Source organism: Sphingobacterium sp. DR205, assembly GCF_011064245.1.
GTDB lineage: Bacteria > Bacteroidota > Bacteroidia > Sphingobacteriales > Sphingobacteriaceae > Sphingobacterium > Sphingobacterium athyrii.
In genome coordinates, this window is record NZ_CP049333.1 from 225,463 (window position 1) to 241,961 (window position 16,499).

Annotated in this window: 13 protein-coding genes; 12 read left to right on the forward strand and 1 reads right to left on the reverse strand. The window is 35.7% G+C overall.

Features of this window, described 5'->3' with window-relative positions; all coding sequences use genetic code 11:
- Positions 1-14 precede the first annotated feature (14 nt).
- The 11 genes from G6053_RS01000 to gldN all read left to right on the forward strand — a co-directional run bounded on the left by G6053_RS01000 (position 15) and on the right by gldN (position 13,007).
- Positions 15-1,976, forward strand: coding sequence for a glycoside hydrolase family 97 catalytic domain-containing protein (locus G6053_RS01000; protein WP_165305264.1), 1,962 nt, complete (start codon positions 15-17; stop codon positions 1,974-1,976).
- Positions 1,977-1,983: 7 nt separating this feature from the next.
- Positions 1,984-2,760 carry a glycosyltransferase family 2 protein gene (locus G6053_RS01005; protein ID WP_165305265.1) on the forward strand — a complete coding sequence of 259 codons (777 nt, stop codon included), beginning with the start codon at positions 1,984-1,986 and terminating at the stop codon, positions 2,758-2,760.
- 48 nt (positions 2,761-2,808) lie between these two features.
- Positions 2,809-3,957, forward strand: a complete 1,149-nt coding sequence (locus tag G6053_RS01010) for an acyltransferase (protein WP_165305266.1) — start codon at positions 2,809-2,811, stop codon at positions 3,955-3,957.
- Positions 3,958-3,961: 4 nt separating this feature from the next.
- Complete coding sequence (locus G6053_RS01015; RefSeq protein ID WP_165305267.1) at positions 3,962-4,888, forward strand: NAD-dependent epimerase/dehydratase family protein; 927 nt, start codon at positions 3,962-3,964, stop codon at positions 4,886-4,888.
- Positions 4,889-5,009: 121 nt separating this feature from the next.
- Complete coding sequence (locus tag G6053_RS01020; RefSeq protein ID WP_165305268.1) at positions 5,010-5,432, forward strand: WxcM-like domain-containing protein; 423 nt, start codon at positions 5,010-5,012, stop codon at positions 5,430-5,432.
- Positions 5,433-5,452: 20 nt separating this feature from the next.
- Entirely contained in the window at positions 5,453-6,418 is a 966-nt protein-coding gene (locus tag G6053_RS01025; protein WP_165305269.1) for a glycosyltransferase family 4 protein, read from the forward strand.
- 153 nt (positions 6,419-6,571) lie between these two features.
- A complete protein-coding gene (locus tag G6053_RS01030) occupies positions 6,572-7,354 on the forward strand; it encodes a polysaccharide biosynthesis/export family protein (RefSeq protein WP_165305270.1) in 783 nt (260 codons plus the stop codon).
- A gap of 8 nt (positions 7,355-7,362) precedes the next feature.
- Positions 7,363-9,762 carry a polysaccharide biosynthesis tyrosine autokinase gene (locus tag G6053_RS01035; RefSeq protein WP_165305271.1) on the forward strand — a complete coding sequence of 800 codons (2,400 nt, stop codon included), beginning with the start codon at positions 7,363-7,365 and terminating at the stop codon, positions 9,760-9,762.
- Positions 9,763-9,895: 133 nt separating this feature from the next.
- Positions 9,896-10,588, forward strand: a complete 693-nt coding sequence (locus G6053_RS01040; protein WP_165305272.1) for an outer membrane beta-barrel protein — start codon at positions 9,896-9,898, stop codon at positions 10,586-10,588.
- 31 nt (positions 10,589-10,619) lie between these two features.
- Positions 10,620-11,918, forward strand: coding sequence for an SUMF1/EgtB/PvdO family nonheme iron enzyme (locus G6053_RS01045; RefSeq protein WP_165305273.1), 1,299 nt, complete (start codon positions 10,620-10,622; stop codon positions 11,916-11,918).
- Between the two features lie 27 nt (positions 11,919-11,945).
- On the forward strand, positions 11,946-13,007 hold the full coding sequence (gldN, locus tag G6053_RS01050; protein ID WP_165305274.1) for a gliding motility protein GldN: 1,062 nt from the start codon (positions 11,946-11,948) through the stop codon (positions 13,005-13,007).
- Between the two features lie 70 nt (positions 13,008-13,077).
- On the opposite strand, the gene G6053_RS01055 is transcribed toward gldN, so the two are convergent.
- Positions 13,078-14,178: a nucleotidyltransferase family protein gene (locus G6053_RS01055; protein WP_165305275.1), complete on the reverse strand. Its 1,101-nt coding sequence runs from the start codon at positions 14,176-14,178 to the stop codon at positions 13,078-13,080.
- Between the two features lie 375 nt (positions 14,179-14,553).
- Between G6053_RS01055 and G6053_RS01060 the strand changes: the two genes are divergently transcribed.
- The gene (locus G6053_RS01060; RefSeq protein ID WP_165305276.1) at positions 14,554-16,470 is read left to right on the forward strand and encodes a nucleoside-diphosphate sugar epimerase/dehydratase; all 1,917 of its coding nucleotides are present in this window, start codon (positions 14,554-14,556) and stop codon (positions 16,468-16,470) included.
- The last annotated feature ends 29 nt before the right edge of the window (positions 16,471-16,499 follow it).

The window sequence follows — 16,499 nt, forward strand, 5'->3', positions numbered from 1 at the left end:
TTAAATCTATAACTATGATAAAAAAAGTAGTTTTTTTGTGGTTTGGCATTTTTATTTTTTTGTGTTCAGTGATTGCGCAAAAGGCAATTCCACTTACCTCGCTTAGTGGTAGCCTAAATGCTGTATTGTCTCTTGAAAATGGTTCTTTGAAAATTGAAATTCTAAAAGAAGGAAGGTCAGTTATGGAAATTGGTTCTATTGGAACAAATCATAAAACAATATCTATTTTAGATCAGATTTCCACAAACAGTTCATCATTAAATTTTTATAATAATTTCTCAACAAAAAATCGTGACATTAACTTGAAATATAAAAGGTATTTGTTCAATTTAGGAGCGAAAGAAAATTTGGAAGTGCTTGTTTTTGAGAAAATTATCACATACAGATTTATATTTAATAGTGATGAAGTGGAGATTCAAAATGAATCTTTTCAAGTTAATTTTGGCAAAAATGGGAATTATTATTCTACTATGGATCCTGACGTGGTTCATTCCTCTTCAGAATACTCCTATGCTAAAATTGATTTTTTTAAAGACGTTCCCTTAGGAGCTCAGCTTGGAATGCCTATTGTATATGAGTCGACGTTGGATAAGAAATATATATTACTTATCGCAGAAGCAAATGTGGATAATTTTCCCCTTACCTATTTTAAAAAAGATGGTAAATATACTATTACAGCAGAGCAACCTATGAGAGTGTCTGAAACAAGCAGATCTAATGCTCCTCGGAGTCGCGTGGAAAGAGTTGTCTCTCGAGCTTCCTATGCGGCTAAAATGGAACGATCGAAAAATCAGAATATTTGCTTACCATGGAGAATTTTTGGAGTATTTGATAGTGATCTTGATCTAATTGGGAACGATATAATCTTAGCCCTCTCAGAGGGGCGGTCAAGCCAACAAGATTATTCTTGGGTTAAACCGGGGAAGGCAATATGGGATTGGTGGTCTGCACGGGGCTCTATTTTAAATGGGTACAAAATTGGTATTGATACTAAATCCTATCAACTTTTGAGTGAGTTCGCTTCTAAATTTTCAGTGAAATATCTGATCATTGACGGAGGATGGTCTAAAGGAATTTCTCAGAAGAAATATGAGTATGCGAATGGTGTAGATATGGTTGAGGTTATGAAAAAGGCAAAGAATGTTGGAGTGGGAGTTTTTTTATGGGTTCTTTGGAAAGATATGGAAAATGCGCAGCAGATGACGAGTCTCCTAAACCAATTAAAGTCTCTTGGTGTAGCTGGAATTAAACTCGATTTCATAGATAGATCCGATGTTGATGTCGTTAAATTTTATGAAACTGTGGCTAAGGAATGTGCGAAAAGAAAGCTGATGGTGATTTTTCATGGGTCGTATCCTCCAACAGGCTTAGAACGAAAGTATCCTAATATTATTACTTATGAAGCTGTCCGAGGTCTTGAATATAATAAATGGTCAAAAGATATTTCACCAAATTATAATGTGACAATACCATTTACAAGAATGTTTCTTGGAAATATGGATTATACTCCCGGCTCTTTTAAAAATGTTGTACCAAGTGTATTTAAACAGGATCGCTTAGCTCCATACTCTCAAGGGACTCTTACTCATAATATTGCTCAATATGTTGTGTATGAAAGTTTTATTCAAACTTTGTCCGATAGGCCCTCAAATTACTTACAAAACCTACCAGGTTTTCAGTTTATTCTTGAAATTCCTACCACTTGGGATAAGACCATACCTTTGGATGGAAAGATTGGAGATTATTTAATTCTAGCACGAAGAAATGGAGAAAATTGGTATATAGGAGGAATGAATGGGGGAAAGGGAAGGTCTATTGATATTAAACTTGATTTTATTACGAACAAATCTTACAATATGAAATATATTGATGATTCAGGGAAAATTATGGTGAGAAAGATTAGAAAAGATGATATAGTTAATATTGATTTTGGGGACTTTGGTGGTTGGTGTGGTATATTAACTCCGGTGAAATAAGGATACAATGGAGGATAAGGTGTCAATAATTATGCCTTGCTACAATGCAAGTCGTTATATAAAAGAATCGATAAAATCTGTAATTAATCAAACCTATGATAATTGGGAACTTATTATAATTGATGACAAATCAAAAGATGACTCGTTACAAATGATTGAGCCCTTTCTGATTGATGAAAGAATAATCTTAGTAGAAAAAGAGGAAAACAGAGGTGTGGCTGAAGCGCGTAATACTGGAATTGAATATTCTAGTGGTAGATATATCGCATTTCTAGATAGTGATGATATATGGGATTCTGATAAATTGAAATTGCAAATCTCATTTATGAAAAGTAATGGGTGTTTTTTTTCATATACATCATATAGAATAATAGATTCTCAAGGGGATATAATTTTATCCAAAGTATTCATAAAGGATAAGATTTCATCATATGAATCTCTTCTCAAATCTAATGTAATAGGTTGTTTAACAGCTGTTTTGGATATTGAGGAGCTTGGTAAGAAGCGCTTCGTTAAAGTTGGTCATGAAGATTATGTTTTTTGGTTATCTTATCTCAAAACGGGAATAAAGGCGGCATGCCTAGATCGAGTTTTGGCTTCTTATAGAATTCATCCTAACACTGTCTCCAGTAACAAATGGAAGGCTCTGAAATACACTTGGAATATATATAAAAATGTAGAAAAACTAAGTTATGTAAAAAGCTGTTATTGTTTGACTTGTCAACTGTTTCAAACGGCGAAGAAGCATATTAGTTATAAACTCAAAAAAGGGCGAAAATATTAGTAGATATTTTGACTATTTTAAAAATGATAATTTTAATAAGAACTTTTAATGGAACTACCCAGTATTTTAAAACATCTTAAGCGTGATACAGGTAAAAAGAAATTTATTCCTGTTATTGATGGATTAAGAACTTTAGCATTAATGCCAGTATTACTTATGCATTTCAATACTAACTATAAAAGGTATTTAGGTAGCTCCCTGGGAGAACCGTTTGATAAAGTAATGAGCCACGGAGAGAGAGGTGTATTCTTATTTTTTGCCATTAGTGGATTTATTTTAACTTTGGGACTTTATAATTCGATTGAAAAGAATCATATGATTAATTTTAAGGATTATTTTGTAAGAAGATTTACTAGGCTTGAGCCTCCATTTATCATTTCAACTGTCGTGCTTTTTATTATGGTCACATTTTTTATGGATAAACAATGGGAGGATCTAATTGGTCACTTAATAGCTACACTTACATATACTCACAATCTTATTTTCGGCTATTGGTCCCCAATAAATCCTGTTTCATGGTCACTGGAGGTTGAGATACAGTTTTATATTTTAATTCCCTTCTTTTGCATTATTCTTTATAAAGTAAAACCTTGGATACGTATTCTTTTAATAATTGCAGCTATTTTTATACTTCCTTTGATTTTTAATATAGAAAGTGGCTATTTCTTAGAGAGTAGTCATTTAAGACGTTCTTTACCTGTTTTTTTGAGTCATTTCTTAGTAGGTGTTTTATTTTTAAATATTTTTAAATCCAACTTCTGGAAAGAGTTAAAATGTTCACCATTTGTAGATATTATTGGGGCAGGAGCTATATATATTTATTTCTTTGTAGAATTCAATTCCACTTTAATGGAAGTTTTTGTAATTAATATTTGTATACTTGCGATATTTTTTAGCGCATTTAAAGGGTACTTTTTTAGCAGGTTATTCTCGAGAAGTTTTTTTGTAATTTTTGGAGGAATGTGTTATACCATTTATTTGTGGCATTATCCTATTTTCTTTGGTATTTCGAAGGTGAGTAAATATTTTCTTATTCAAGAAAATGGAGCGAATTTTGTGATTCAATTTCTGTTTTCTGTTATTGTGATGACTATATCTTGTGCTTTATTATATCTGATATTTGAGAAGCCTTTTATGAAGCCAGATTGGTGGAGAATTCATAAAGTAGGTTCATCTAATCTAACTTTAAAGAAATGATTATATGAGTGAGACAGTTGCTATCTTTGGTGCTTCTGGTTTTGTGGGTAAAAACCTTAAGTCATCTTTTTTGAATAACACTATTCGATACGAGGAGATTTCCTTAAGAGATTTGGATTGGAGGCATAAGTTTCATAGTTCTCAGGCTAATGTAGTGATTAATCTTGTTGGAAAGGCACATGATCATGAACAGTTAGGTTCCAAAGAAGAATATTTTGATGTTAATTTAGGACTTACTCAGGAAATTTTTTCGGAATTTTTGAAATCAAACTCAGATTTATTTATTCAGATAAGCTCATTAGCAGCACTAGAAGAAGTTGAAGCTCAAATACCATTAGTAGAAACAGATGGTTGTAATCCAATCTCTTGGTACGGGCTTTCAAAAAGAGCTGCTGAGGAATGGATATTGAAACAAAAATTGGTGGAGGGGAAAAAGGCAATAATATTAAGGCCTCCAATGATACATGGGCCAGGTGATAAGGGAAATCTTGGATTGTTATATGGTCTACTTTCGAAAGGCATACCTTATCCTCTTGCATCTTTTGAGAATAAGAGATCATTTCTGTATATAAATAATTTTTGTTTTTTTATACAACTTATAATTCAAAATCACGATAAGCTTAATACTGGGATTTATCATATCGCAGATGATGATAGTATTTCCACAAAGGATATTATTAATACGATTAGAAAAGTAACAGGCAAATCCATTCCTCAGATTTCTGTGCCCAAATCTTTTATTAGATTTATTGCTAAAGTAGGAGATGTTGTTCCGATACCATTAAATACGAAACGATTAAAGAAAATGACTAGCAATTTATTACTCTCGACTAGAAAAATAAAGGATGCCTTAGATATAACCAATTCAATGATATCGGCTAAAGAAGGGTTGGAAATGACAATAAGATCATTTAAAGATAAAAAGTTTTGATACGTATAAAACTTCTATCCAGTGGCATAGATCGCGTTCAACTTTATCAGATTATCAGAAAAAATGAAAAGCTGAAATATAGAAATTTATTGTTAATATTGGCTTAGAAGAATTTAGTAATATGATAGAAATAATCAAAGGAGACTTGGCTAGGGATCATAGAGGGCAAATACGTTTTGTTAATGATTTTGATATGTCGCTTGTAAAGCGTTTTTATACCATAAAGAATGTTAATTCATCTTTTGTTCGGGGATGGAGAGCTCATCGTATCGAACATCGTTGGTTTTACGTAATATCAGGAGCTTTTGAACTTAATATAGTTAAGATTGATAATTGGGAAACTCCATCGACAGATCTTTTAATAGAGAAAATTCTCTTAAAATTTGATGATCAGCAGGTTGTTCATATTCCTCCTGGCTACGGGACAGCTTTTAGATCATTAGAAAAGGAAAGTGAGTTATTAGTATTTGCAGATAGAGGTATTGAGTTTGCTGAAGATGATAATTATACTTGGGAGCATAACCATTTTGTGAATTATCGTTAATTGATAACAAAAAAATAAAAATGTTATATATCATTATTCTTTTATTATTATTTGTACTGGAGTTGGTTTATTTTCGGATAGCAGATCAATTTAATATCATCGATAAACCGAATCAACGGTCTTCGCATGTTGCTTTAACTTTGCGGGGCGGAGGAATAATATTCTATTTTGCAGTTTCTCTTTATTTTTTTATATCCGGATATGAATATCCGTGGTTTTTCATTGGGCTAACTCTGATGACGATCGTTTCCTTTTTGGATGATATTTTGACTTTATCAAATAAAATAAGGCTAGCCATACATTTTATTTCTGTTCTCCTTATGGCCTATGAATTGAATATTTTTAATATGCCATGGTATTATCTTCTTGCAACTTTTATAATTACTGTTGGCGTAATTAATGCTTACAATTTTATGGATGGAATTAATGGAATAACTGCCTGTTACAGCCTGTCGATTGGAGGACTACTAATGGTTGTTAATCGCAATGAACATTTTATCTCGCAGGACTTTCTTATCTATACGATGTTGGGGCTGGCAGTATTTACGTTTTTTAACTTTCGAACGAATGCAAAGTGTTTCGCTGGGGATGTTGGGTCTGTTTCTATTGCGTTTATCCTACTCTTTGCATTAGGAGCATTGATTATTACATCTGGAAAGTTAGTTTATGTTCTGTTTTTGGCCGTCTATGGTATTGATGCGGTTTGGACTATTATACGAAGGATATATTTAAAAGAAGATATATTTTCAGCACATCGTTCTCATCTTTACCAGTATTTGGGTAACGAAGTCGGAATAAATAAGTTGTTGATATCATTTTTTTATGGATTTATTCAGCTTTTAATAGGATGGTTAGTAATTGAAACAGCGAACAAACCTGCTATAGATCAATTGTGGATTTCAATAATTCTCCTGGTCTGTATGAGTATTTTATACCTATTTGTGAAAGCATATGTCGTTAGAAAATTTGTGAGAAATGATTTGTGAATATTTATGTAATTCAGTTAAATAGTTTCGGGCATGGATTTTGATGAGGATATGAATCCATATATTCTCTTTTTAAATCTATTTTTTCTGAGAAGAGTAAAATAAAAGGTATACTTTTGTGTTTAGAATGAATTTTATAATTTAAAATAAGAAATGCGATTAATTTCAAAGAATAGTTTAATATTGATGTTTTGTGCATTAATAATAGTGTTTGTTTCTTCGTGTGGATCACGTAAAAATTTGGTTTATTTTCAATCAGATTCAACACAGATTAACACAATTTATGAACAATATGTTCCAAAAATTCAACCAAATGATATTTTAACCATTGTAGTGAGTGCTGCGGATCCTAAAGTTACAGCCCCATTTAATCCTATAAGCCTTATTACAAATGGTAGTTTAACCCAACAGACAGATCTTGCATTACGTCCAACCTATACCGTCAACAATGAAGGGGATATAATTTTGCCTATGTTAGGGAAAATCCAAGTTGCGGGACTGACTAGGTTGAATGCTATAGAAAAAATTAGATCGGAATTGAGCCAATATATAAAGGATCCTACTGTAAATATTAATTTTAATAATTTCCGAATTTCGGTATTAGGTGAGGTGGCGAAGCCAGGTACGTTTATTATGCCTACCGAACGGGTAACAGTATTAGAGGCATTGGGAATGGCTGGGGATCTAACAATTAGAGGTGTTCGGGAGAATGTAATGTTGATCCGTGAAATTGATGGAAAAAAGACTATGCATCGTATGGATTTGACACAACAATCAACTTTGAATTCACCTTATTATTATTTGGCCCAAAATGATGTTGTATATGTGGAGCCAAACAAATCACAAATAAATAACTCAAAATTAGGTGCCAATACTAATGTTATTATCTCAATAGCAAGTTTATTAATCACCGTAATATCAGTATTGACCCGTTAATAATATACATGGAACAACAACCGTTACAAATCAGGGAGAATAAAGAGGAGGAAATTAATTTAAGACAAATTTTTGAACAATATGCTTTCTATTGGAAATGGTTCATTTTGTCAATATTCCTCGCAGCTAGTATCGCATTAGTTTATCTTAGATATGCCCATAGGACCTACAATACAACAGCTAAAATTTTGCTTAAAGATGAGCGAAGTGCATCTGCAGGAGAATTGCAAGGAATAGCCGAATTAACTAGCGGAATGGGAATAGGAAGTACTAGGTCTGCTTTCGTTACTGATCAAATTGAGATACTCCGTTCTCGTCGTTTAATGAGAAAGGTTATAGACGAGCATCATTTGAATATTACCTACCTAATCAAAGGCAAAATACGATCTTCTGAAATTTTAGAGAAGGATATGCCATTTTCTGTTCAGCCTCAGGGAGATCAGGATACAATTAAAATGGCCATGCGTGTGCATGTAAAAAATGCCAGTGACCTTTATGTTACAAATTTGAGAACAGGAGTGAGGATATTGTGTGCTTTTAATAAAAGTGCCAAAATTGGAAATGATGTTTTTGTTTTTAAAAGAAATCCCTCAATCCCTTTGGATACAGAATCTGAGTATAATATTGATGTTATTCCAAGAGATTGGGCAATAGATTTTAATCTTAATTCATTGGTTATTTCACCAAATAAGGAAAATCAGTCCTATATTGTGAATTTTTCGATGATCTCAGCATTGAGTAAAAAAGCGGAGACAATTATAAACACTTTAATAAATGTTTATAATACTGACCTAACAAATGATAAATTACGAATGACTCGAGCGACATCTGATTTTATCAATAAGCGTCTGATGTTGATATCAAAAGATCTTTCTGGAGCCGATGAGCAGGCTGCGGAATTTAAGTCTGCGAATTCTATGGTTGATATGGCTACTGAGGCTGGTGTATTTTTAAATAATGCTTCAGAGAATGACAGAAAAGTGTTAGAGTACCGAACTCAACTACAATTAGTTGACCATATGAATGATTTTCTTAAAAATCAACAGGTTGGGAAACTTTTGCCTTCAAATATTGGCCTTCAAGATGCTTCGATTGGTACAGCTATTACTGCTTATAATAAACTAGTATTAGAAAGAGATGACTTGTTAAAATCTGCCTCAGACCAAAACCCTGCTGTGATTTTATTAAATGAAAATATTGCAGAAAGTGATAAAAATATTCGTCAATCTCTTAGAAACTATCAAAAGGTAACTCAATTAGCACTTAGTAGTATTCAAAGTAAATCCAATGAGATTAAAGGTAGAATTAATTCTATCCCTAACCAAGAACAAGGGTTCAAGAAGATTTCGAGACAGCAACAAATAGTTGAATCTTTGTATTTATTATTATTACAAAAAAGAGAAGAAAGTGAAGTAAAAGCAGCAGCAACGCCGGATAACTTAAAGATTATTGATGATGCGTATGGTAGTAGCTTACCTGTATCACCTAAAAAACCGATAGTTCTGTTGGGAGCTTTGATAATTGGGTTTGTTATACCTTTTTTAGCCCTTTATCTTAAGTTTTTATTGGACAATAAAATGCATTCAAGAAAAGATCTTGAGGAAATTGTTAGAGCTCCGGTTTTAGGGGAGATTCCGACTGCGGAGGAGACTATTATCCATTTGAATGACCGCTCTTCATTAGCTGAAGCGTTTCGGATTTTGCGTACAAATATGAATTTCATGTTTCCTGTTGAGCAGAAACACAAGTCAAAAGTGGTTTTTATCACTTCAACAACATCTGGTGAAGGAAAGTCATTCGTGACTACAAACTTAGCTCAGATTTTGTCTATGTCGGGTAAAAACGTACTTTTAATAGGGGCTGATATTCGTAGCCCAAAAGTTTTAGATTATTTAGGACTGTCTCATCTACAGCATACAAATGTGGGTATAACGCAGTTTCTAATAAATCCAGAAATGGATGTTCAAAATATCATTATAAAAAAGCCAGGGAGCTATGATTTTGATGTGATTTACTCTGGGTATATAGCGCCAAATCCGGCGGAACTTTTGATGAATGGACATTTTGATGATGTGATTAAGTATGCTCGTGATAATTACGATTATGTATTGGTAGATACTGCGCCTGTCAGTCTTGTTACCGATACTTTATTGATCGCTCACAATGCCGATTTGACCCTATATGTGGCGCGGGCGAATTATCTAGACAAACGTTTACTTCAAGTACCTCGTGAACTATATGTCGACGGTAAACTGAAAAATCTAGCCGCAGTTATTAATGATGTAGACTTTGCCAGAGGTTACGGTTACGGCTATGGCTATGGCTACGGTTATGGAGACAAAGGGAAAAAGAAAACGGGCATTTCAAAAATTTGGCAAGACATTAAAGATCGCTTAAATATAAAATAATCTATAATTTAATAAAATTTGGCCTTATTGTTGTTGAATCCCAAGTCGAATACTCGACTTGGGGTTTTATTTTATAATAATTATTGATACAATCCGTTAGGATTGTGATATTCTTAATACTAATCAACATACTATGGTAAAAAAACTATTATGTGCAGCAATAGGGGCTTGGGGTTTTATGACAGGGACTGTTTCAGCACAATTTTCACGCCCAATTAGTGTGGGAGGGGGAGCGGGAGTGGCTTATAATCTAACTGATTTGGCGAACGTGGAAGCTAAATTCACTTTTTATGGTGAAGCGGATTACCTGATTAGTCCTTTTATATCAGTTGGTCTACATGGCGAAAAAGGTACATTGAGTGGTAATGGTCATAATAGTGATTTTGAAAATCGATACTTCGCTGGAAATATAAATGGTAAAGTTCGTTTAGGTCAGTTTATGGGACATGCGGGCAATTACAGTTATTACACACTACAAGCTAATACGCTTTCACGTATTCTTTCCAATGTCTATGTTGGTGCAGGAGCCGGACTTGTTAAAAATCGTATTAAACATAATATTGACCCCATTTATGTGGATGCAATTATCAACCAAGGTGGTGAACTTGCAGACGATTTAGGTGAAATCCATTTTGTAGTTCCATTAAATGTTGGGGTAGACATCCCCTTTGGCCGCACACTATATGGTCCCCAATGGGCAATCAATGTCAACTATCAGCATACACTAACAACCAATGATAATCTTGAGGGTATAAAGAATAAAAATAATGACCAATATGGCTTTGTGTCTCTAGGCATAAAATATGCACTTTTCAATCGGAAATAAGCTAGAGAGCACCTAATTTAAATAACGAAACATGATAAATACAATAAAACAGGTCTATAGAACTCATACGCTGGTTTTTGGTGTTTTGGCACTTTTAATTGGTTTCTCGGCGTGTAAATCGAACTCTGCAGTATATAAAGCACCTAAAGTAAATGCTTTTCGGGGTGGTAAGTTACCTGCCCCTCCAGGAATGGTTTATATCCCTTCTGGAACAATCCTTTTTAAAGGATCTTTAGATAGTGGTAATGTGGGTAAAAATGTAAGCGTGAGTGCTTTTTTTATTGATGAGGCGGAAGTAACAAATAAACAGTACCGCGAATTTGTCAATTGGGTAGCTGATTCGGTGGCGGTAACGGATTACCTGCAGGATGACCAATACTTTTTAGAGATTGCTGGAGAACAGGTGGGGCAACGGAGAATTAATTGGGCGAAGGTTAAGAAGGTATCGCCTTTATGGAAGAGCAACGATCCAAGTATTCAGGAACGTTTAGCACCGATGTTGGAGATGCGGGGTAACCGACGTGCGCTCAATCCAGAGGTCATTAAATACCGCTTCTCTTATTTACAGTCTAAAGGTAATATGAAAAAAGCTTATGTGACGGATTCTGTTGCAGTAATGCCTGTAGAAGATATTTGGACCAAAGATTTTCCAAATGCGCAATTAGCCTCTTTAGACGCGAATTATTTTACTCACCCATCGTTTGACTATTATCCTGTAGTTGGTGTAACATGGAGACAAGCGCGCGCATTTACCGACTGGCGTGCAAATGAAATGGCTGCTACAGTTTTGAAAAACTCTTACCTTAATGGTTATCAATTGAGTCTGAGTTTACCAACAGAAGCGCAATGGCAATATGCGGCATCTGGTAAGCTTGATCCACAAGATACTGTCGCTGGGGCTCGAATGACAATCGATGGTACGGAAGGTAAAAAGAAATTGGCAGTAAACTTTAAACAAGGGGAAGGTACTTACTCGCGCGATGGTGCTACATTCACGCTACCTGTTAAATCATATATGCCTAATGCTTTTGGTGTTTACAATATGGCAGGTAATGTTTCCGAGTGGACGTTGGATGCATATAGTCCTTCCGCAGTAGTATTTGTCAATGACCTTAACCCGGCATTATTATATGATGCTGATGAAAAGGATGGTGATGCATTGAAGAGAAAAGTCGTACGTGGCGGCTCATGGAAAGACAATGGTGAGCAGCTAAATAGTGAGACACGGAATTACTCAGTAGACTACGAACCGCATTCTTATATTGGGTTTCGCTGTGTCATGTCTGCATTTGAAATGCCAACCGTGCAGAGCAAAACACGTAAGTATTAATTCAGGCTGTTAATTACAAAAACGATAATGATGAACATGAAAACCGTAATGACAGTTACCATGGCATTGGTAACTGGATCCTTGTTCGCTCAGCAAGAGACAACAATAGATACAGTTCCTAAAAAACAGGATACCTTAAATAATGTAATGTCAACCGTATCAGATATTTCAGGGGAAGTGAATCCGGATACGATTCCAACAACAGACGGATTTTATCAAGCAAATAGTATGGAGGATGCTGTACCATTTGTTTATCCTGAGGTGAATAAAAAGAATATCCGTTTTTACAAACGTGTATGGCGCGATATTGATCTAAAAGATGAAAAGAACTACATCTTGGCTATTCCGGGAAATTCCCTGATCGAAGTTGTGATGAAAGCAATTGAAAAAGGAAAGTTGTCGCTATACAGCCCTGATGATGATTCCTTCAAAGGAAGATTAAGCGCACAGGAAGGTATGGCCCGTTTTGCAGACAGTGTATTGGTACCAATCTTCGACGGCGAAGGAAACCAGATTGATTCAAAGATGGCGCTGAATGAGTTTGATCCAAGTCGGGTGACTAAATTTCGAGTAAAAGAAGATATCTTTTTCGATAAACAACGGAGCAGATTAGAAACGCGTATTATTGGGGTCGCTCCATTAATGAATATTACCACTTCAGCGGAATTGGCTGAATCTGTTGGAGCCACTCCTGCATTCTGGCTATATTTTCCGCAATTGCGTTATAGCTTGGTACAGGTGGATATTTCGGATCCGGATAAAGGACTTTATGATATGACTATGGATGATTTTTTTGTACAGAATAAATTTGCAAGCACAATTGTGCGCGAATCGTCTCCGGGTATGTTACAAAATGTAAAAGAATCAGAGAATGGTGGACAGCTATTGGATGGTCGGAAAGTGGAAGAGAAGCTGGATGCATATAAAAAGAAATTATGGAGCAATCCAAAGGGGGTGAGAGCGGAAGAATTGGAAGGTAGCCAATCCAATCGGACTGAATCGAAAGAAAAACAATCGCAGCTTGAACAGCAGGAAGAAGGGAAATCCGAGAATTCGGAAAATACCAAAGAAACGGAAGAAAAGCTGTAAGGTAAGAATTACGTTATTGAAAGCGAGTTGTGTTATTCCCATAGCACAACTCGCTTTCTTCGTTTAAATTTTAATCACTATCCTTGCCCAGAAACTTCGAATAAGTATGAATTAACGGAAAGGCAATAGCTTCCTGTGGTGCATACTTGACATAACGTCTAAAATTTTGCCATAGGCGTTTGGGAGAATCAGGGCGATAGAAAAGTTTAGATTTTTTGCCGTGTTCAAATCGTTGATCATTAAAACCGAAATTACCAGAATACCACACTTCATCAAGCATCCATTCAATTTCGGTATTTTCAGGATATGGAAATGGAAGTTTATCGCTTGGAAGTCCAAGATTTTCGACCAAAAGTTTATGTAGGAGATGAATCCATTTCAGGATACCTGTTTTTTTATAAATCTGCAGCAATGCTGTATTATTTATTTGGGACGAGACGCTATAGTAAAGCCTAGCGGAATCACAAAATTGCCGTAGGCCTATGCCATAAATGATGAGATGTTTTAATATATGGATATTCACTTGTAACAATTGTAGTTCTGGGACTAATAAGTGTATTTGGGTATTATTGACATTAATCACATGCTGCTGATCTCTATAATGCCTCACTAACGTTTTTAGATAGTTTTTTTTTAGCGGGCTACTAAAATCAAAAGTCCGTTTATGATGTTCAACATGAATGCCTTTCCAATTATAATCTAAGCTAAAGCCAGCAGTATCCTGGAATTTAATCTGTTTTTCTTTTAGAAAATTACGTGCTTTTTTATAACCATCTGCTTCAAAACACCAATCGATATCGCCACTTACACGATGACTAGGATTACGGTAATAGGATGCTACGCCCTGCCCTTTTTGTAATATGGGCTGGATACCCATTTCGGTAAAGAGGCTAAACTGCTCAGCAATTACTTGATTCATTTTTTCATTATGCCGCTCAATTTGGTCGATACGTACCGCCCACTTTAATCGGAGTGCTGTTGGAGGAAGCTGTTGCTCTTCTAAAAAAGGGAAGCCATCATAAATAATTCCCTCAACGGTATGGTTAATAGCGTGCTGTTGTATCTTAATCCAATCATCCAATGTGAGAGATTGTTTTACAACAAGTTTTCCCTCACCCCATAAACCGATACGTAACAATTGAAAAAATATATCCTTTAGTTGCTTGTCCATTTGAATTTTGTAGCAAAAACAATTTGTCCAAAGATAAGGTTTTTCACCTGTACTTCTAGTGCGTTGAGTCCCTAAATTAGAGCTGGTAATAGGTTATAATATTTTGGCATCTTCTTTCTATTTTATTTATCTTTTAATTTAGTAATTTTGCGATCGTTTAATTTTTGCTGAAGTCCAAACTTAATTTCTGTTTATTCATAAAAATAGTGTTGTACCAAAAACGATCTTTTTTCTAAAATATAACCGATGAGATCATTTTAGGTACGATAAATGTATTGGTATCGAAAGAGCTTCTTCAAAATTTTTAATTACGGAAAGGGATACTTTTTAAGCGCATTTTGCGATTAGAGTATATAATATCTTTATAGAATTTAAATGAGTAATTTATGGAAAGAAGGCTTGTCCATCAACAAGCCGCGTTGGATAATTCTGCTGTTGGACATGATTATTGTCGTGACAGCTTTTTTTATCAGTTATGTTCTTATTTTCAAGCATAGAGGGGAAGTGCAGTTAGATGAGATGGCAAGACAGGGGGTACTTGTATCAATAGTTTATTTGATCTGGTTCCGTATCTTCGGCACATTTAAAGGCGTGGTTCATAAGACCGGTATCCGTGAATTGCAGCGTATTGTTCTGGCCATCGGGCTGGCCTATTTTTCCAGTGTGCTGATTTGTAAAGCAATAGAGTGGTTGTATCCCTCCTATGATGACATGCTTCCTTTTTCGGATACACAACTTCTTTTCCATGCATTAATTGCGGGCTTCGGGATGACCTTTAGCCGCGTGCTCTACCGTGCCCTATACCACGAGCTAATGTGGGGGAATAAAGATAATCGGATCCCAGTAATTCTCTTTGGAGCAGGTAATATGGGAAATACGACCTTTCACTTTATTCATACAACTTCGCGCAATAAATACCGTATTGTTGCCATTATGGATGACAACCCACATCGGATTGGTAATCGTATTCAGGGTTTCAAAATCCATGATATTAATTCGCTGAATAAGGAGTTTGTACAACAGCATGGAAATGCGTCGGAAATTATTATCGCAGTGGACGACCGCAAGCCTGAGCGATTGAATACTGTATTTAAACTGGCCGAACCAATTCCATTAATTGTCAAAATTATTCCCGATACTGCGCGTCTATTGGCGGGAGAGGTGGCAACAAGGCAGATCCGAAGCTTACGTATCGAAGATTTATTGGGCCGTAAAGCCATTGATCTGGATAATCCTGCCATTGCTTCGGAGATGAAAGACCAGATTGTACTGGTAACCGGAGGTGCGGGTTCAATTGGTGGTGAATTGGTTCGTCAGCTCGCTCATACCGATCTAAAACGACTTATCGTGGTTGATCAGGCTGAATCTGCGCTGTATGATATCCAACAAGAGCTAAGTAGCTCCAATCATTTTTCGCGTTGTACATTTATTGTGGGGAATGTCCGGGATGAGTCTTTTATGGATACGCTTTTCCATTTTTATCGCCCAACTTATGTCTTTCATGCAGCGGCTTACAAACATGTGCCTTTGATGGAGGCGAATCCCTACGAATCGATTTTAACCAATGTATGGGGTTCTTACAATGTGGCTTTGCTGGCCGATAAATACAATGTATCCAAATTTGTGATGGTTTCTACCGATAAGGCTGTGAACCCGACGAACGTTATGGGTGCGACCAAGCGTGTTGCCGAAATTGCTGTATCAACAGTAAATATCAACTCAAGGACGAATTTTATCGTGACCCGTTTTGGTAATGTATTGGGGTCGAATGGTTCGGTAATACCATTATTTGAAAAGCAGATGCTGAAAGGTGGGCCACTGACAATCACGGATGAGAATATAACCCGCTATTTTATGACGATACCTGAGGCTTGCCAATTGGTACAGGAGGCTGCGGTAATGGGTAAAGGTGGCGAGATATTTGTCTTTGATATGGGCCAGCCGGTGAAGATTATGGATCTGGCCAAGCAGATGATCCGGCTCAAAGGCTATAATTATCCGGAGGATATTGATATCAAGATTGTGGGTCTACGCCCAGGAGAGAAGATCTATGAGGAGTTGTTGGCCAATGGGGAGAACACGGAAAAAACCTATCATGAAAAGATTATGATCGCCAAGGTTAATACGCCGGATTTGGAATTGCAGAAAGCACGTGTGGAGCAATTATGTGGCCTTGCGAAAGCAGCTGATCCAAACCAAGATAAAATGCGCTTGGTGCAGCTGATTAAAGATATTGTTCCTGAATATCGATCGCAGAATTCCGTTTTTGAAGAATTGGATCATAGGAATTGATAAAAATATAGGGTAATATCAAGACAGAC

What these genes read in the sequence shown, in the direction of transcription:
- G6053_RS01040 (WP_165305272.1), top strand. Translation starts at nt 9,896, where the DNA reads ATGGTAAAAAAACTATTATGTGCAGCAATAGGGGCTTGGGGTTTTATG.
- G6053_RS01045 (WP_165305273.1), top strand. Translation starts at nt 10,620, where the DNA reads ATGATAAATACAATAAAACAGGTCTATAGAACTCATACGCTGGTTTTT.
- G6053_RS01055 (WP_165305275.1), bottom strand. Translation starts at nt 14,178, where the DNA reads ATGGACAAGCAACTAAAGGATATATTTTTTCAATTGTTACGTATCGGT.
- G6053_RS01025 (WP_165305269.1), top strand. Translation starts at nt 5,453, where the DNA reads ATGTTATATATCATTATTCTTTTATTATTATTTGTACTGGAGTTGGTT.
- G6053_RS01005 (WP_165305265.1), top strand. Translation starts at nt 1,984, where the DNA reads ATGGAGGATAAGGTGTCAATAATTATGCCTTGCTACAATGCAAGTCGT.
- G6053_RS01020 (WP_165305268.1), top strand. Translation starts at nt 5,010, where the DNA reads ATGATAGAAATAATCAAAGGAGACTTGGCTAGGGATCATAGAGGGCAA.
- G6053_RS01035 (WP_165305271.1), top strand. Translation starts at nt 7,363, where the DNA reads ATGGAACAACAACCGTTACAAATCAGGGAGAATAAAGAGGAGGAAATT.
- gldN (WP_165305274.1), top strand. Translation starts at nt 11,946, where the DNA reads ATGATGAACATGAAAACCGTAATGACAGTTACCATGGCATTGGTAACT.
- G6053_RS01015 (WP_165305267.1), top strand. Translation starts at nt 3,962, where the DNA reads ATGAGTGAGACAGTTGCTATCTTTGGTGCTTCTGGTTTTGTGGGTAAA.
- G6053_RS01030 (WP_165305270.1), top strand. Translation starts at nt 6,572, where the DNA reads ATGCGATTAATTTCAAAGAATAGTTTAATATTGATGTTTTGTGCATTA.
- G6053_RS01010 (WP_165305266.1), top strand. Translation starts at nt 2,809, where the DNA reads ATGGAACTACCCAGTATTTTAAAACATCTTAAGCGTGATACAGGTAAA.
- G6053_RS01060 (WP_165305276.1), top strand. Translation starts at nt 14,554, where the DNA reads ATGAGTAATTTATGGAAAGAAGGCTTGTCCATCAACAAGCCGCGTTGG.
- G6053_RS01000 (WP_165305264.1), top strand. Translation starts at nt 15, where the DNA reads ATGATAAAAAAAGTAGTTTTTTTGTGGTTTGGCATTTTTATTTTTTTG.